The organism is Ideonella sp. BN130291 (genome assembly GCF_036231905.1).
Lineage (GTDB): Bacteria > Pseudomonadota > Gammaproteobacteria > Burkholderiales > Burkholderiaceae_C > CAMLIZ01.
The window spans coordinates 63,224-78,502 of the sequence record NZ_JAZARE010000008.1; the positions used below are offsets into that span (position 1 = coordinate 63,224).

At 70.5% G+C, this 15,279-nt stretch carries 12 protein-coding genes; 9 read left to right on the forward strand and 3 right to left on the reverse strand.

Annotated elements, in window-relative coordinates:
• Positions 1-33 precede the first annotated feature (33 nt).
• Together greB and VPH43_RS17720 are read left to right on the forward strand one after the other, a co-directional pair.
• Positions 34-612 (forward strand): transcription elongation factor GreB, encoded by a 579-nt coding sequence (gene greB, locus VPH43_RS17715; RefSeq protein ID WP_328579064.1) that lies wholly within the window; start codon positions 34-36, stop codon positions 610-612.
• Between the two features lie 231 nt (positions 613-843).
• Complete coding sequence (locus VPH43_RS17720; RefSeq protein ID WP_328579065.1) at positions 844-1,488, forward strand: Crp/Fnr family transcriptional regulator; 645 nt, start codon at positions 844-846, stop codon at positions 1,486-1,488.
• A 15-nt stretch (positions 1,489-1,503) separates the two neighbouring features.
• Here VPH43_RS17720 and VPH43_RS17725 read toward each other — a convergent pair whose 3' ends face one another.
• On the reverse strand, positions 1,504-2,124 hold the full coding sequence (locus VPH43_RS17725; RefSeq protein ID WP_328579066.1) for a hypothetical protein: 621 nt from the start codon (positions 2,122-2,124) through the stop codon (positions 1,504-1,506).
• Positions 2,125-2,281: 157 nt separating this feature from the next.
• On the opposite strand from VPH43_RS17725, the gene VPH43_RS17730 reads away from it, so the two are divergent.
• The 7 genes from VPH43_RS17730 to qhpG all read left to right on the forward strand — a co-directional run bounded on the left by VPH43_RS17730 (position 2,282) and on the right by qhpG (position 11,238).
• Positions 2,282-3,835: an FAD-binding oxidoreductase gene (locus VPH43_RS17730; protein ID WP_328579067.1), complete on the forward strand. Its 1,554-nt coding sequence runs from the start codon at positions 2,282-2,284 to the stop codon at positions 3,833-3,835.
• A 9-nt stretch (positions 3,836-3,844) separates the two neighbouring features.
• On the forward strand, positions 3,845-4,276 hold the full coding sequence (locus tag VPH43_RS17735) for a hypothetical protein (RefSeq protein WP_328579068.1): 432 nt from the start codon (positions 3,845-3,847) through the stop codon (positions 4,274-4,276).
• A 189-nt stretch (positions 4,277-4,465) separates the two neighbouring features.
• Positions 4,466-4,993, forward strand: coding sequence for a hypothetical protein (locus VPH43_RS17740; RefSeq protein WP_328579069.1), 528 nt, complete (start codon positions 4,466-4,468; stop codon positions 4,991-4,993).
• A 107-nt stretch (positions 4,994-5,100) separates the two neighbouring features.
• Positions 5,101-6,786 carry a hypothetical protein gene (locus VPH43_RS17745; protein WP_328579070.1) on the forward strand — a complete coding sequence of 562 codons (1,686 nt, stop codon included), beginning with the start codon at positions 5,101-5,103 and terminating at the stop codon, positions 6,784-6,786.
• Positions 6,783-8,510, forward strand: a complete 1,728-nt coding sequence (locus tag VPH43_RS17750) for a ferritin-like domain-containing protein (RefSeq protein ID WP_328579071.1) — start codon at positions 6,783-6,785, stop codon at positions 8,508-8,510. The genes VPH43_RS17745 and VPH43_RS17750 overlap by 4 nt, the downstream gene beginning before the upstream one ends.
• Positions 8,507-9,850: a radical SAM/SPASM domain-containing protein gene (locus tag VPH43_RS17755; protein ID WP_328579072.1), complete on the forward strand. Its 1,344-nt coding sequence runs from the start codon at positions 8,507-8,509 to the stop codon at positions 9,848-9,850. Before VPH43_RS17750 ends, VPH43_RS17755 begins: the two co-directional genes overlap by 4 nt.
• Positions 9,847-11,238: a flavin-dependent monooxygenase QhpG gene (gene qhpG / locus VPH43_RS17760; RefSeq protein ID WP_328579073.1), complete on the forward strand. Its 1,392-nt coding sequence runs from the start codon at positions 9,847-9,849 to the stop codon at positions 11,236-11,238. Before VPH43_RS17755 ends, qhpG begins: the two co-directional genes overlap by 4 nt.
• Here the strand turns inward: qhpG and VPH43_RS17765 are convergent.
• Positions 11,205-14,429 (reverse strand): AAA family ATPase, encoded by a 3,225-nt coding sequence (locus VPH43_RS17765; RefSeq protein ID WP_328579074.1) that lies wholly within the window; start codon positions 14,427-14,429, stop codon positions 11,205-11,207. The two genes, qhpG and VPH43_RS17765, sit on opposite strands and share 34 nt — an antisense overlap.
• Before the next feature lie 152 nt (positions 14,430-14,581).
• Positions 14,582-15,241: a GNAT family N-acetyltransferase gene (locus VPH43_RS17770; RefSeq protein WP_328579075.1), complete on the reverse strand. Its 660-nt coding sequence runs from the start codon at positions 15,239-15,241 to the stop codon at positions 14,582-14,584.
• Positions 15,242-15,279: the final 38 nt, after the last annotated feature.

Genomic DNA, 15,279 nt, shown 5'->3' on the forward strand with positions numbered 1-15,279 from the left:
CCGAGACCCACGGCCCACTAACATCCCATCGCCATGAACAAGGCCTTCACCAAGGAACCCGAAGGCGACGCCGACGATGACGACGACGGCGTCGGCCTGCCGCCGCTGCCGCAGGGCACCAAGAACTACCTCACGCCGGCGGGCTACCAGCGCCTGCGCGGCGAGCTGCTGCAACTGATCGACGAGGAGCGGCCCAAGGTGGTGGAGGTGGTGTCCTGGGCGGCCAAGAATGGCGACCGCTCTGAAAACGGCGACTACCTCTATGGCAAGAAGCGGCTGCGCGAGATCGACCGGCGCATCCGCTTCCTCACCAAGCGGCTGGACATCGCCGAGGTGGCCGACCCGTCGGCGCACCACGGCAGCGACCAGATCTTCTTCGGCGCGACCGTCACCTACGCCAACAGCAAGGGCGAGGAGCGCACCATCACGATCAAGGGCATCGACGAAGCGGACAGCCTCAAGGGCGAGGTCAGCTGGATCGCCCCGATCGCACGCGCGCTGCTCAAGGCGCGCGAGGGCGACGAGGTGCAGCTGATGACACCGGCGGGCGTGGACACGATCGAGGTGCTGGCGGTGCGCTACCCGGCGCCCCGCGAAGGCAGCGGCGGATGACGGGGCCACAGGCCGTCGGGGCGGGGCGCGCCGGAAAACAGGCTTGCGACCGGCAACCGCTGTCTTGCGACAGCACAGCATCACCGGCCGCAGCCACTCCCTGCCTTGTGGGCCCGCTCAGGCCTCCTGTGCTTTTCCTCTCCGCCGCACTGTAGAGGCCCGGTGGCGCCGGGGCCAGTGACCATGTCACCTGGGGCAAGTGAACCGCGTCACACCCGCATAATCACCGCCATGTCCAGCGAACCGTTCCGCGACGACCGGCTGCCCCAGCCGCTGCTGGAGGCCATCGCGGCCCGCGGCGGCGTGCGCAGCTTTCCGGCCAACGCCATCCTCATCAACGAGGGCGACACCACCGAGTCTCTCTACATCGTGCTCAGCGGCCGGGTGAAGGCGTATTCCGCTGGCGACAGCGGCCGCGAGGTGGTGCTCAACGAGCTGGGCCCGGGCGAGTACCTGGGCGAGCTGTCACTGGACGGCGAAAAGCGATCGGTGTCGGTGAAGACGATGGAGCCCACCACCTGCTGCGTGGTGCAGGGCGCCGACCTGCGCGAGGTGCTGGCGCAGCATCCGGACTTCGCCCTGCACCTCACCCACAAGCTGATCCGCATGGTGCGCCGCCTCACCGGGCAGGTGAAGAGCCTGGCGCTGCAGGATGTGTATGGCCGCGTGGTGCGCGTGCTCATGGAGCTGAGCGAGCCGCAGGGCGACGAGCGCGTCGTGCGCGCGCGGCTCACGCAGCAGGACATTGCCGACCGGGTGGGCTCCTCGCGGGAGATGGTGAACCGCATCATGAAGGAGCTCACCGTCGGCGGCTACGTCGCCCTGCGCGAGGACCGCCAGATCGTCATCCTGAAGAAGCTGCCGGCTGCCTGGTAGCCGGGCCGGCTGCCCTCAGTGCAGCCCCGGCGTCGCGCTGCCCCGCGCACCGGCATCCACCTGCACGCGGCGCACCCGGTCGAGGTGAGCGCGGGTGCGCTCGTCCAGGATGCGCGCCAGCAGCTCGTGGCGGCGCTCGTCCAGCCGCAGCGACAGCCGGTGCAGGCGCGTGGGCACCAGCTGCGTGCGCACCAGCCAGCGCCAGGACGGCGCCGGCAGGGTCACGGCATACAGCTGCGCCGTCGGTCGGCGCTGCGCGTCGGTCTGCAGCGTGCCGGCCAGCATCACCAGGTCGGTCGGCCCCGAGGTGGTGAGGCTGGCGGTCCACCAGGCATCGAGCAAGGCGGTGGCTTCATCGGGCAGGGCGACGCCGCCGCGCCGGTCCAGCAGCCCGGCCAGGCCCGGGTCGGCGCGCAGCGCACCGGCCAGCATGGGCAGCGGCAGCGTCTGCTGCGAGGACGCTTCGGCCACCCAGCCGGAGGTCTCCAGCGTGGTGGACAGCGTCTGCCACAGGGGCGCACCCTCCTCCTCCGCCAGGGCACAGGCCTGCAGCGCCGATCGCGTCCAGGCCTGCATGCCGGCCGGCTGCGGCACCGTGGCCACGGTGAGCAGCGATCCAATCGTGGTCAATTCCATCGTCGGCAGTGTCCCCAGGCCATCGCCAACTCCGAAGCGAAGCAGGTCACCCCGCCGCAGTGAAGCAGTTCACACGGCCGGCAGCTGGCGCTGCGTGCTAACGTGCCACGCACTCCAACAAGCGCCTGGCCAAGGCGCGCAGCCCGAGGGAATCACCATGTGGCGCAGAACACGCAGGCAGCAGGCACGCCTGCAGAAACTCCATGGCTGGGGGCAATCGGTACAAGCCTTTGCCGCGCCTTTCAGCGGCGACGACGTGACCGCGCTGCAGGCCAGCCTGCAAGGCGACGTGGTGCTGCCGGCCGACGCCAGCTACCCCGCCAACCGGCAGCTGAGCAACCTGGCCTTCCAGAACTTTCCGCTGCTGATCGCGTACTGCGAGGTCTTCAGCGACGTGGCCAAGTGCCTGGCCTTTGCGCACACGCACAAGCTCTGGGTCACCACGAGGTCGGGCGGCCACAGCACCGCCGGCTTCAGCACCAACAACGGCATGGTCATCGACACCAGCCGCATGAACGGCGTGTACGTGGACGCCGAGCAGCAGCGCGCGGTGGTCGGCCCGGGCACCAACTGGGCGCACCTCAACGCCACGCTGGCCGACTACCAGCTGCATGTGCCCACCGGCGTGTGTGGCGATGTGTGCGTGGCCGGCTTCATGCAAGGCGGTGGCTACGGCCTCACCAGCCGCAAGTTCGGCATGAACTGCGACAACGTCACCAGCCTGCTGGTGATGCTGGCCGACGGGCGCATCGTGAAGGCCGACGAGCACACCCACGCCGACCTGTTCTGGGCGATGCGTGGCGGCACCGGCAACAACTTCGGCATCCTGCTGCAGGCCACCTACCGGCTGCACCCGCTGCCGCTGCTGTGGGGCTATGGCCTGCGCTGGACGCTGGACCAGGCGCCGGCCGCCATGGTGGCCCTGCAGAAGAGCTACATGGCCGATGGCGTGAGCGGCGACCTGGGCTACATGGGCGCCTTCGTCTTCGAAGGCCCAGGCGGCGAAACGCCGGGCGAGCCGGTGCTCATCATGCGTGGGGTGTACTGGGGCGAGCGCAAGGCGGGCCTCAAGCTGCTGCTGCCGCTGATCGAGGACACCGGCGCCACCTTGCAACTCGACAAGGTGGGCACCTACCAGGAACTGAACGACTGGCTGTTCGAAACGCCGGAGCCGGTGCCCAATTGCCCCGACCTGGCGCGCGAGGACAAACAAAGCACCTACATCGCCCGGCGCCTGAAGCTCAAGGAATGGAAGAAGGTGTGCGACCTCTTCCGCAAGAGCCCCAACCCCTGGAGCTGCTTCGCGATCGAGCCCTATGGCGGCGCCATCAATGCGGTGAAGCGCGATGCCACCGCGTTCGTGCATCGTGACAGCGACATGGACTTCTTCGTCGACGTGTTCTGGATGACCGATCAACAGCGCCTGGAAGTGCAGGCCTGGCTGGACGAGTGCATGGTGGTGATGAACGGCTTTGGCAACGGCGAGAGCTACCAGAACTACCCGCGCCTGAGCCAGCTGGACTATCGGGAGCGGTATTGGAAGGAGGCGTTCCCCAAGCTGCTGGCGGTGAAGAGGAAGTACGACCCGGGGAACTTCTTCAGGTATGCGCAGAGCGTGTCGCCGGGGGACGGGGAACGGTGGCCGAAGGCGGAGAAGGGCGGAGCGGTGGTGGCGGTGCCGTGGAGTGGCGTGCCGGTGTCGAACGACTGATTTGGAACCATGCCCCCTTCTCTCAACCCCGCGCTCCTACTAGCCGCAGCGCTGAGTTTCATCGCCGCCCTGCTCCACCTCGGCTGCATCCTGGGCGGCCCGGCGTGGTACCGCTTCTTCGGTGCCGGGGAGCGCATGGCGCAGGCGGCGGCACGCGGGTCCTGGGTGCCCGCGGGCGTCACGGCCGGCATCACGCTGGTGCTGCTGGCGTGGGCCGCCTATGCCTTGTCGGCCGCCGGCGCGGTGCCCCGCTTGCCCCTGCTGAAGGCCGCCATCGTCGCCATCACCGTGGTGTACCTGCTGCGCGGCCTGGTGCTGGTGCCCGCACTGGTGTTCAAGCCGACGCACGTCACGCCCTTCGTGGTGTGGAGCTCGCTGATCTGCCTGGGTTACGGGCTGGTCCACCTGCTGGGGGTAGTACAGGTGTGGGGGCGCTTGTGACATGAGCGCCAATTCCGTAGTTCGCCGCGCTGAAGAACGAGCGGCGCTGGCTGGCAACCTCTGGAGTGTGTTGTGAGCAGTCGGGACTCGAAGATGACCCGCCGTACTTTGCTGGCTGGACTGACAGGGTGTCTGGCTGCCTGTGCGCAGGCGCCTTTGCGGCAACCGCTCGTGCCTGCAACAAGAACCGTGCTGATCTCTGACCTGGAGGTGACGCGCGCAGTTGCTGCGGTGGTGGATGCTCGGCCGCCCGCCGACCGGGAGTCGCTGACTCTGGATCACGGCTTTCGTTTCGGCGACGCTGTTCTCAGCCCGTCGCCGGCGGATGCAGTGGCAGCGGAATTCGCGCGGGCTGTGCAGCGGCATCGCAACCGGGATGCGATTCTTCGCCACTTGTCGGGTGCGGCGCCCGAGCTGGTGGGCTTCAGCGTGGCGGTCGTGGGTCGCAATCTGACGGATGACGTTCGCAAGAACCAGCCGCCCGGTTTCAGCGCCGCGGAATACCTGGTCGCCAATCTGTTGGATCACGCGGCCGGTGTCTCGGAAGCCGACGCTCGGGTGTCCATGAACATCAGTGGCCAAACCCGTTTCGCCTATGCGGTGGAGAAGTACTTCGGTGCACTCCCAGCCGACTTCATGGTGCATCCCGTCCGCCGCGCGATAGAGAACATCGTGGAGCAGGTCTCCCGGGCGCTTGAGCGAGGCATGCCGTTTTGAACGGCGCGCACGCGGATCGATCCGGAGCCAGGCGATGCTGCCTGCCACTCTGAACTGCGATTCACGCCTCGCACAGAGCCTCAACGACAGGTTTTCAGGAAGCAACCATGCGCACCCTGCTCGCCATCTTCTTCAACCCACCGATGGCCATCGCCCGCGTCGGCGCCAGCCCCACCCCGCTGGATGCCTTCGAGTGGCAGACCTCGCGAGCTGAACATGGCGGCGTGCAGACGGTCATCGAGCCGGCCATCAGCCTGCGCGTGGACGAGGACGGCTGCGCACAGCCCCTCCTGCCGCACAGCATCCGCTTCAAAGACGACGACGGCGCGGTGCGGCCGGTAGCGCCGTTTTTCGAGCTGTGGGCGCGCCTGCAGTCACCACACGATGGCAGCGTGGAAGAACAGCCGCTCACCCCCACGCTGCTGCACGAGCTGGGCATCACCCTGCGCCACCTGGCCATCGAGGTGACCGCCGGCAACTTCAAGGCGGCGCGGCGCCTGGCGGATGCCAAGACGGGCATCGCCGACATGGGCTGCAGCTTCACCGCGCGGGTGGAGATTCCCGGCGACGACCATGCTCGCCACCCCTTGCTGGCCTTCAGCCGCCACACCAGCGGGCAGCAGGCGCTGGTGTCGCCCGAGCAGCCGATTCCCTTGGGCGCGGTGCAGTGGCTGCGTCCCCGTGCCGGCCGCGATCCGGCCTTCGCCGACGTGGCGCTGGATACCTTGCGGCTGCGCTTCACGCCCGCCGTGGGCACGGTGTACGGCCCGCCGCGCGCGGTGGTGGGCATCGACCGGCTCGCCGTCACCGGCCCGATCGACGTGTTGCAGCTGGCCGGCACTGAGCAAGGCCGCATGCACACCATCGTGCCGCCAAACAACCGCTTCCTCAACGACAACACGCCGTACTCGCGCTACCGCATGGTCACCGGCGAGTACGAAGACCCGCAGCCGCAGGACGGTTATGACGGCGCCGACGACGGCGACAGCACCGCGTGGGGCGTGGTGGACGACAGCTGCGACGCGGTCATCACCGCCGGCCTGGCGTGGCGCGGCCAACGTTATCGCTGCGATGCGCGGGTGTTCGTGGGCCCGCCCGACTTCGCGCCTGACCGCCGCCCTTTTTATGGCGTGGACGCCGACCTGGACGACCGCGACCTGCCCCCGGTGCAGGTCACGCGCGACAACTTCGAGGCGGTGAAGGACGAGGTGGTGGAACTCTTCCGCCGTGTGTTCGAAACCGCCAGCACGCTCAACCTCGACCAGGCGCGCACCGAAGGCCTGCAGGACAACGCGATGAGCACCAGCGCCACCGCGCAGCTGCCAGCCACCGGCCCGAGCAGCATGACGCGCACCGACCAGCCCTGGGTGGACCGCGTGCCCGAGCTCACACCCGGCCAGCAGGCTTCGGTGTTCAGCACCACCAGCGCGCGCGGCGACCGGCTGCCCTTCACGCAAACCGTGCCCTTCGTGCATTCGCAGCTGATGGACGAGACGATCCTGATGGACTTCCTGCGCCGCCGCCATGCGCATGTGCGCCGCCTGCTGCGCCCGGCCTTCGGCACGGTGCCCGAGTGGGACGAAAACCCTGGCCCCGAGCCGCACCCTGATTTCCGCGACCCACGCGTGCAGCGCGACCTGCAGCACGACATGCGCATGCCGCCCTATATGCGCGACGCCTACTGGGTGCCGCTGTCGCTCACGCGCCGGCAGTACCAGATGATGATCGGCTTTCTCGACTTGTTGGCCGAGGAAGAGCGGCTGCAGGCTGAAGCAGAAAAGGGGCATGCATGAGCGCCGAAAACGAGATCAGGCCCCGGAATCGCACCGCGCGCGCCGCAGTGATCGGCAACCCGGCGAGCGCGCGCCTGGACGCCGCGGTGGGCAACTGCTTCCCCGGCCTGGAACTCGATGTGCGCAACCTCGACGGCCGCTTCTTTCCCGGCCTGCTGTTCCGCGTGGTCGCCGCACCGGTGGCGCCGCTGCCCGGCACGCCGCTCAACGAGGGCGGCGCGCGCTTGGTGGTTGTCGATTGGCAGAACGATCCGATGCTGCCCGAGCGCAGCACCGAGCCCTGGGTGGTGGCGCTGCTCGCCCAGTTGAGCGGCGACGTGGGCAACACCCTGAGCCGGGGCCGCTGGTACCTGCAGTGGGTGGAGCAGGGCGGCAAGCGCATCTCCTGCCTGCAGCCCGATGGCCAGCCGTGGGATGGCAAATGGGTGTGGCGCTTCCTGCGCAGCCTGGTGCCCGACGAGCCGCTGGCGATCGGGCTGGTGAACCGCGATGCGCCAACGCCGCAAGCCGTCATCGAGTTGCACGGTTATCGCCGCCGCTACACCACGCCCGACGGGGTGATCTCGCCGGTGTTCGAGCCCGGTGAGCTGACGCAGAGCCTGTGCAACCCATGGCAGCACGACTTCCGCGACTGCGCCTGCTATTACTGGGCCAGCAACCATCCGGATGTCGTACTGGGTGAAAGCAGCGCCAATGTCGACGGCCAGCCCGAGGACGCCACCACCGCACTCACCTACCTGGACTGGCTGCGGCGCGACCGCACACCGGCCGGCGAGGTGGCCGCACCCGACACACGCACGGCCGCGCGCCCCGACCAGATCGACCACTTCGAGATCAACCAGCGCTGGCAGGAACTCAACTTCGTGATCGGCGGGCGCGAGATCGGCGCGGTCTACACACCACCCAAGCCGGACCATGCCAAGCCCTATGCCAGCGCCGAAGCCTTGGTCGATGCGCTGGAGAACGAGCTGGCGCCGATGGAGATGACGCTGGCCATCGAGTACCTGTACTCGCTGTTCTCGCTGCGCAGCGTGGCGGAGGCGCCGGCGGACCGCTGGCCCACCCTGCCGGACGACCTGCTGGCGGTGCGGCAGTCGCTCACGCTGGTGGCAGTGAGCGAGATGACGCACCTGCGCTGGGTGAACCAGCTGCTGTGGGAGCTGGGCGCCGCCGGCTTCTACCCGCCCGGCCGGCACTACACGCCGGTGGTGCGCCACAGCCGCCACGGGCCGATCGGGCTGCACGGGCTGCACCAGCCGGCCTTGCGCGTGCTGGACCCACAGGCCCTGCAGGCCTACATCAGGGTGGAGCGCCCTGGCGGCCCGCTGGACCGTGCCTATGCCCGCTGCGTCGCCACGCTGGAGCAGCCGCAGTACCCGCGCCACCTGTACGAGCTGGCGGTCAAGATCGACACCGATGGCGTGCAGCACTGGGAGCGCTTCAAGGACATGCACAACACCCTGGCGCGCTACTTCCAGGCCACGCCGCTGCCGTACCTGCGCCACATCCGCCTTGGCCATCCCAAGGAAACCGCCGCTGCGCTGGAAACCTATGAGGCCCTGGTGGCCGAGCTGCGCAAGGCCTATGCGGACGAGGCGCAGCACAACTTCGCCGGCGCGCAGCTGGCGATCAGCCGCTCGCGCGCCCTGATGACCGCCTTGAATGCGGAGGCCGAAGCGCTGGCGGCGCGCGGCATCGGCATTCCGTTCTTCAGCGTGCCATGAGCGTGGCCACCATATCCGTGGCCGGCCTGAAGCGGTGCGCCCATGCCGGGCCGGTGGAGGCCCATTGCTTCGATACCGAAGGCGGTACACACGCGTTGCTCGCCGACGGCTCGCGGGTGTACGACGTGCCGGCCGACTTTGCGCCGCGCCTGGATGCGGCGGCCCGGCAAGGGCGCGCGGCCGAGCGCGATCTGCTGTCCGCCTTCGGCCTGCTCGCAGATGCACCGGCCATCGGTGACCACGTGGAGCCGCCGGTCGTGAACGCGCTGGCGCTCGCCGTGTCGGAGCACTGCAACCTCGCCTGTGGCTACTGCTACGCCGATGGCGGCAGCTTCGGCGGTACCGCGCAGCACATGCCGTGGGAGGTGGCCCGCGATGCCGTGCAGGCGCTGCTGGCGCGCGTGCCGTCGGGCGGCTCTGCGAGCCTCGCGTTCCTCGGTGGTGAACCCTTGCTCAACCGCACCGTGCTGCGCCAGGCCACCGAGCTGGCGGCATCGCTGGCGGCCGAGCGCGGCATCCGCATGCGGTTTGCGCTGACGACCAATGCGACGGTGGTGAACGAGGAGGACGTGGCCTTCCTCTCGCACCACGGCTTTACGGTCACGGTCAGCATCGACGGCGAGAAGGAGCTGCACGACGCGCTGCGCCCCACGGTGGGCGGCACCGGCAGCTATGAGCGCATCGTGGCGCGCCTGCGGCCGCTGTTGGCCGCGCAAGGCCCGCAGCTGCAGGTCAGCGCGCGTGTCACCGTCACCCCGTGCCACACCGCCTTGCGGGCCACGCTGGACCACCTGCTCGGCCTGGGCTTCCACAGCGTGGGCTTTTCCCCCAGCCTGTCGGCACGCGACCCGGCGCTGCAGTTGTCGGAACAGGACCTGCAGGCGCTGCTGGCGCAGATGGTGGACTGCGCGCTGGCCTTCGAGCAGCACATCGTGCGTGGCGAGCCCTATCCGTTTTCCAACATGCTGGCGGCGCTGCAGGAGCTGCACCGCGGCACCCACCGGCCGCTGCCCTGTGGCGCGGGTGCCGGCTACCTCGGTGTGTCGGCCAATGGCGAGTACAGCGCCTGCCACCGCTTCGTGGCCGATCCGCGTGCGGCCATGGGCAGCCTGGGCCGCGGGATCGACGAGAGTGCGCGTGAGCGCTGGCTGCAGGCGCGCCATGTGGACCGGCAGGAGCCCTGCCGCAGCTGCTGGGCGCGTTACCTGTGTGGCGGCGGCTGCCACCACGAGGTGCTGAACCGCGGGCGCGTGGCCTGCGATTTCATCCGTGGCTGGCTGCATCACACGCTGGGCGCCTATGTGCGCATCGCGCAGCAGCGGCCTGACCTGTTCCGATGAACCTGCACGCCGATGTGTGCGTGGTGGGCGGCGGGCCGGCCGGCGCGGCCTGCGCCTTGCGGCTGGCGCAACTCGGGCATGCGGTGGTGCTGGTGGAGCGCGGGCCGCCGGGCCGGCCGCATGTCGGCGAATCGCTGCCTGCCAGCGTGCTGCCGGTGCTGGACCAGCTCGGTGTGCGCCAAGCGGTGGAAAGCGCCGGGTTCTTGCGCCCGCGCGGCGCCCTCGTGCGGTGGGACGGCCCGCTGCACACCATGGACGAGCCGCGCGCCGGCGACGCCGGCTTCCAGGTCGATCGCGCGCGCTTCGACGCTCTCTTGCTCGGCGCCGCCAGCGCGGCCGGTGTGCGGGTGCTGCAACCAGCCACGGCAGGGGCGCCGATGGTCGGGCCGCAGGGCGTGAGCTTGCCGCTGCACGACGGGCGGATGGTGCTGGCGCAGACCCTGGTGCTGGCGCATGGCCGGCGCGGCGGCGAGCCCACCGCGCCGCGCACCGCCGCGCTGTTCGCCCGCTGGCACCGCCTGCCTGCGCACACCGACCCGCGCATGCGCGTGGAAGCGGCGGACCATGCCTGGTACTGGGGCGCGCCACTGCCCGATGGCTGCGTCAACACCGCCGTGTTCGTGGATGCATCGCGCTGCGCCGGCCTCGCGCCGTCCGCGCGCGAGGCGCTGTACCGGCGGTTGCTGGGCGAGTCCTCCCTGCTGTCGGCTTGCCTGCAGGGGGAGGCCGCGGGGCCGGTGCAGGTGTGTGATGCCACGCCGCGGTTGGCCCGGGACATCGCCGATGCACGTGTGTTCAAGGTAGGCGAAGCCGCGTTCAGCATCGACCCGCTGTCCTCCCAGGGTGTGCAGGCCGCACTGCGCAGTGCCTTGCATGCGGCCGCCTGCCTGCACACGCTGGTGCACCGGCCTCACCACCAGGCGCTGGCCCTGCAGTTCCATCGTGACCAGGTGCAGCGGGCGGCAGCGCGGCATGCGCAGCTGGCGGCCGGCTTTCATCGGGCCGCTGCGCTGGCGCGCGGCACTGCCTTCTGGCAGGCACGCGCGGCTGCCGCCTCGCCGGCCGATGCGCGGACCACGACGCCGCAGGCGCTGCCCGCGCTGGACAGCTGGGTGGGCCTGGACACACGGCTGCGGTGGCAACGCATGCCCACCCTGCAGGGCGACTTCATCGTGGAAGCCGATGCCCTGGTGCACCCCGCGCTGGACGGGCCGGTGTCCTTCATCGGCGGCGCCTCCATGGCGGCGTTGTTGCGCCCGCTGGCGCAGCCCCTGCCGCTGTGCGCCTTGTTGAAAGCCTGGTGTGCCGAAGCGGGTGAAGCGGCCGCCGTGCAATGGCTGACCGCGTTGTGGCGTCAGGGCGTGGTCGTGGCCGCGCCCGCGCACTGAGACGGCATCGCGGCCTGCGTCTGCATCAGGCTGATCGCCGCCCGGCGTTCCCAGCCAGCGGCGCCTTGGGCATGCGCCAAGGCCAGCGCCTGTTGCAGCCGGGCGATGCTGGCGTCCTGGCCGTCCACCTCGCGCAGCAGCAAGCCTTCCATGCGCAGCAGCTCCGGCTCCACCCAGCGTTCGCCGGTGTCCTCGATACCCTGGCGCGCCGCAGCGAGCAGCTGGCGCGCCGCGTCGAAGCGGCCCAGCGCCGCCTGGGCCTGGGCCATCAGCAGTTCGCCATAGGAGCGGTAGTTGCGCGCGCCGGTGCCCCACCACAGCTGCGCACCTTGCTGCATGGTCTGCAGGCCGGCTTCCAAGGCGGCCATACCGCCACCACCAAAGGCCTGGGCCGCGCCGAAGAAGAAGGTGGCGCCGCCTTCCATCAGCGGAAAGCCGCGCGTGCGCCCGAGGTCGATCACACGCTCGGCCCACAGCGGCAGCTCTTTCCAGTCGCCCCGCAGGGCCAGCAGCAGGCAGCCGAACACCCGCGCCTGGGCCTTGCTGTGCGCGTGGTCCAGCGCATCGGCCTGGGCCAGGCCGGCGCGCTGCACCTGGAGCGCTTTGTGTTCGTCACCCAGCACGAACAGCGTGAGCGAGAGGAAGTTGCTGGCCGTCACCTTGTGGTCGATGCCCAGGGTGACGGCCAGCGGCGCGTGCACCATGGGGTCGTAGGCGGCCAGCGCCACCTCCAGGTGCTCGCGGGCGGTGAGCGGCTCACCGAGGTGGAAGGCCACGGCGCCCACCGCACGGTGACCGATCATCTGCATGACCGCGTCGCCGCGCGCTTGCGCCACCTGCAGCAGCGCCTGCGCCGGCGCGAGCGCGGCGTCGCACTGGCCACGCACCATGTGGTAGGCGTACAGGCCGTTCAAGGCCGGCACCAGGCGCGCCGAGTCCTCCAGGCGGCGTGCCAGCGCCACGGCGCGTTCATACGCTTCGCCGGTGTCCGGCGCCGCCACGCCCTTGGTGGCGCGCAGCGCACTCGCGCGCTGCACCTGCAGCTCCAGCTCGATGCGGTCCCGCTCGGTGCCGGTGCCGGCCGCATGCAGCAGGGCCAGCCCGGCGTCCAGGTGGGCCGTGGCCTCCACCAGCGCCGAGCGGGCCAGCGCCCGCTCGCCGGCGCGCTGCCACAAGGGAATGGCGCGCATGGACTCGCCCGCTTCGCTCAGGTGGCGTGCCAGGGTTTCAGGCTCGGCGTCGGCCACCGCGCCAAAGCGGGTCTGCAGCGCGTCGGCAATGCGCCGGTGCAACTGTGTGCGGCTGCTGCGCAGCAGCGAATCGGCGGCCGCCGCCTGCAACAGGGCATGGCGGAAGGTGTAGCGCGCCTGTGGCGGCGTGCCGCGCCGGCGCAGCAGGTCCGCGCTCACCAGCTCGTGCAGGGCGGGCCCGAGCTGGGCCACCGGCAGGTCCGCCACCGCGGCCAGCAGTTCGAACGAGAACTCCCGCCCCAGCAGCGCAGCGGTCTGGGCCACCGGCTTGATCGCGCCCAGCCGGTCCAGCCGCGCCAGCAGCGACGCCTGCAAGGTGGCGGGCACTTCGATCGGCGCGCCCGCCTGCGCGGCCGCCGCGGAGTCCAGCACCGCCTTGGCGATCTCCTCGGCATACAGCGGCACACCTTCGGCAACCGCGACGATCCGCTCCACCAGGGCCGGCGCCAGCTGGCGCGGGCCGGCCACCTGGCGCACCAGCTCGGCCAGCGCGTTGGCGGGCATGCGGTCCAGTGTGAGCGTGGCCACCGGGCTCTCGCTGCCCCAGGGCGGCACGAAGTCGGGACGGGCGGTCAGCACCAGCAGCGACTGCGCCGCACACGGTGTATCGACCAGGCGCTGCAGCAGCGCGAGCGTGGACGGATCAGCCCAGTGCAGGTCCTCGCACACCAGCAGGAGCGGCGCCCGCTGGGCGGCCGCGGCCAACCAGTCGATCAGCAGCGCCTGGGTGGCCTGCATCAGCTGCGCCGGCGGCAGGGTGGCCGCGGCGGCGGCGGTGGCGCTGCCTGGCGCGGCCAGCAAGGCCAGCAGGCCGAGCGCCTGCACGTCGTCCAGCCCGGCCTGCTGCAGCAGCGCCCGCAGGCGCTCGCTCACGTCGTCCGACGGCGAGTCAGCCTCCAGGCCGGCACGGCGCGCGATCTGCTCGGCAAAGGGATGCAGCGCGCTGTGGCGGTGGAAGGCCGAACAGCGCAGCACCAGCACTTCGGCCGAGCCCGAACGCACGGAGGTGCGCAGCTCGTCGACCAGCCGGGTCTTGCCCAGGCCCGCTTCGCCACGCACCAGCACGGCGCCGGCGCGCCCGCTGCAGGCCTGCTCCCAGGCGCTGCGCAGCTGCTGGCCGTGGCCGTGCAGGTCGATCAGCAGCCGGCCGGTGCGCTGCTCGCGCAACAGCGGATCGTTTTCGCTGGCGATGCGCAGCAGGCGCAGCGCCCGGCTGCCTTCCTTCAGCGGCTGCTCGCTGTGCAGGTCGCCAACAAAACGGCCGGCCAGCAGCCGGAAGGTGTCCTCACTGGCGAGCACGGTGTTGGGCTCGGCGCGCGCCTGGATGTGGGCGGCGAGGTTGGGGGCTTCGCCGAGCGCCAGCGTCTCGCGGCGTTCCGCGCTCCCCATGTCGCCGATGACGACCAGGCCGGTGTGGATGCCCACCCGCACCTGCAGCTCGACGCGAAAGCGCGCGCGCAGGCGCTCGTTGAGCCGGCGCACCGCCTGCACCAGGCCCAGGCCGGCGCGCACGGCGCGCTCGGCATCGTCCTCATGGGTTTGTGGATAGCCGAAGTAGGCCAGGATGCCGTCGCCCAGGTACTGCGCGATGTGGCCGCCCAGGGGTTCGAGCACCGCGCTGCATTCCGCCTGGTAGCGGTGCACCACCTCGCGCAGGTCTTCCGGGTCCAGCGCAGCGGCCAGGCGGGTGGAGCCCACCAGGTCGCAGAACATCACGGTGAGCTGGCGCCGCTCCGCAGGGGCCACGGTGTGGGCATCACGCCAGACCAGCACCTGGCCGTCTTCCTCGCGTGCCACCCGCTGGCCGTGGAGCAGCTCGTCGCGCAGGTCGGCAAAGGCGGCGTCGTCCAGGCCGAACTCACGCTGCAGCAAGCCGCGCGTGACGCGTCGCCGCCGGCGCAGAAGATCGACCGCCGCATCCACCACCTGCTCGAACGCCATGCCGCACTACCGCCTTCGCACTACCGCCCTTTGTCGTGCCGGGCGGGCCGCAGCCGGCACGGTCGCGGGCAGTATAGGCGTCACGTCTTGTCACCAGGCCGCTGCCGCGCGGCATGGCGCGTGAAGCGTGAACTGGTGTGCGGGCAGGCTGCTCAGTTCGGCGGCGCGTCGGGCAGGTCGGACACAAAACCGGTGTCCACGAACGGGGACTGGGGGTAGGGCGGCAGCAGCAGTTTCACCGCCTGCACCATGCCTTCGTCCTCCGGATGCGGGCTGCGGAAGAAGCCGCTGCGCTTCATCAGGCCCAGCATCCGCAGGTTGTCCTCGCGCATGTCGCCGCGCAGCCAGCGCAGGCCGCGCCGGGCCGCCGCTTCGGCCAGCAGGTGCAGCAGGTGGGTGCCGATGCCCTGGCCTTGCCAGCGGTCATCCACCACCAGCGCAAAGTCAGCCGATTCGCCGTCGGCGCCCACCACGAAGCGGGCGTCGGCAATCATGGTTTCGCGCTCCGCGCTCACATGGGTGGCGATGAAGGCCTGGTGGTGCCGGAAGTCCACCTGTGTCATCTGCGCCAGCAGGGTGGGCGTGGGGGCGTTCACCGCGCCCAGGAAGCGCTCGAAACGCGTCTGGCGCGACAGCCCGGCCACGAAGGCGGCGAGCAGGGCTTCGTCCTGCGGATGCACGGGGCGCCAGATCAGCCGGGTGCCGTCGTTCAGGCGCCACGTCTCGATCAGCTCGCCGGGCAGGCGATGGAAGCGGTGGCGCCGCGACGGGCCGGCTTGCGTCGGGGGGGCGCTTTGTTCTGCTGCGTGCATGGGTGCACTGTAGGCAGCCGGTGTGCCCGCCGCGATGA

Coding starts and splice junctions, on each gene's coding strand:
- VPH43_RS17745 (WP_328579070.1), top strand. CDS start 5,101: ATGCGCACCCTGCTCGCCATCTTCTTCAACCCACCGATGGCCATCGCC.
- VPH43_RS17730 (WP_328579067.1), top strand. CDS start 2,282: ATGTGGCGCAGAACACGCAGGCAGCAGGCACGCCTGCAGAAACTCCAT.
- VPH43_RS17770 (WP_328579075.1), bottom strand. CDS start 15,241: ATGCACGCAGCAGAACAAAGCGCCCCCCCGACGCAAGCCGGCCCGTCG.
- VPH43_RS17720 (WP_328579065.1), top strand. CDS start 844: ATGTCCAGCGAACCGTTCCGCGACGACCGGCTGCCCCAGCCGCTGCTG.
- VPH43_RS17735 (WP_328579068.1), top strand. CDS start 3,845: ATGCCCCCTTCTCTCAACCCCGCGCTCCTACTAGCCGCAGCGCTGAGT.
- VPH43_RS17725 (WP_328579066.1), bottom strand. CDS start 2,124: ATGGAATTGACCACGATTGGATCGCTGCTCACCGTGGCCACGGTGCCG.
- VPH43_RS17755 (WP_328579072.1), top strand. CDS start 8,507: ATGAGCGTGGCCACCATATCCGTGGCCGGCCTGAAGCGGTGCGCCCAT.
- VPH43_RS17765 (WP_328579074.1), bottom strand. CDS start 14,429: ATGGCGTTCGAGCAGGTGGTGGATGCGGCGGTCGATCTTCTGCGCCGG.
- VPH43_RS17750 (WP_328579071.1), top strand. CDS start 6,783: ATGAGCGCCGAAAACGAGATCAGGCCCCGGAATCGCACCGCGCGCGCC.
- qhpG (WP_328579073.1), top strand. CDS start 9,847: ATGAACCTGCACGCCGATGTGTGCGTGGTGGGCGGCGGGCCGGCCGGC.
- greB (WP_328579064.1), top strand. CDS start 34: ATGAACAAGGCCTTCACCAAGGAACCCGAAGGCGACGCCGACGATGAC.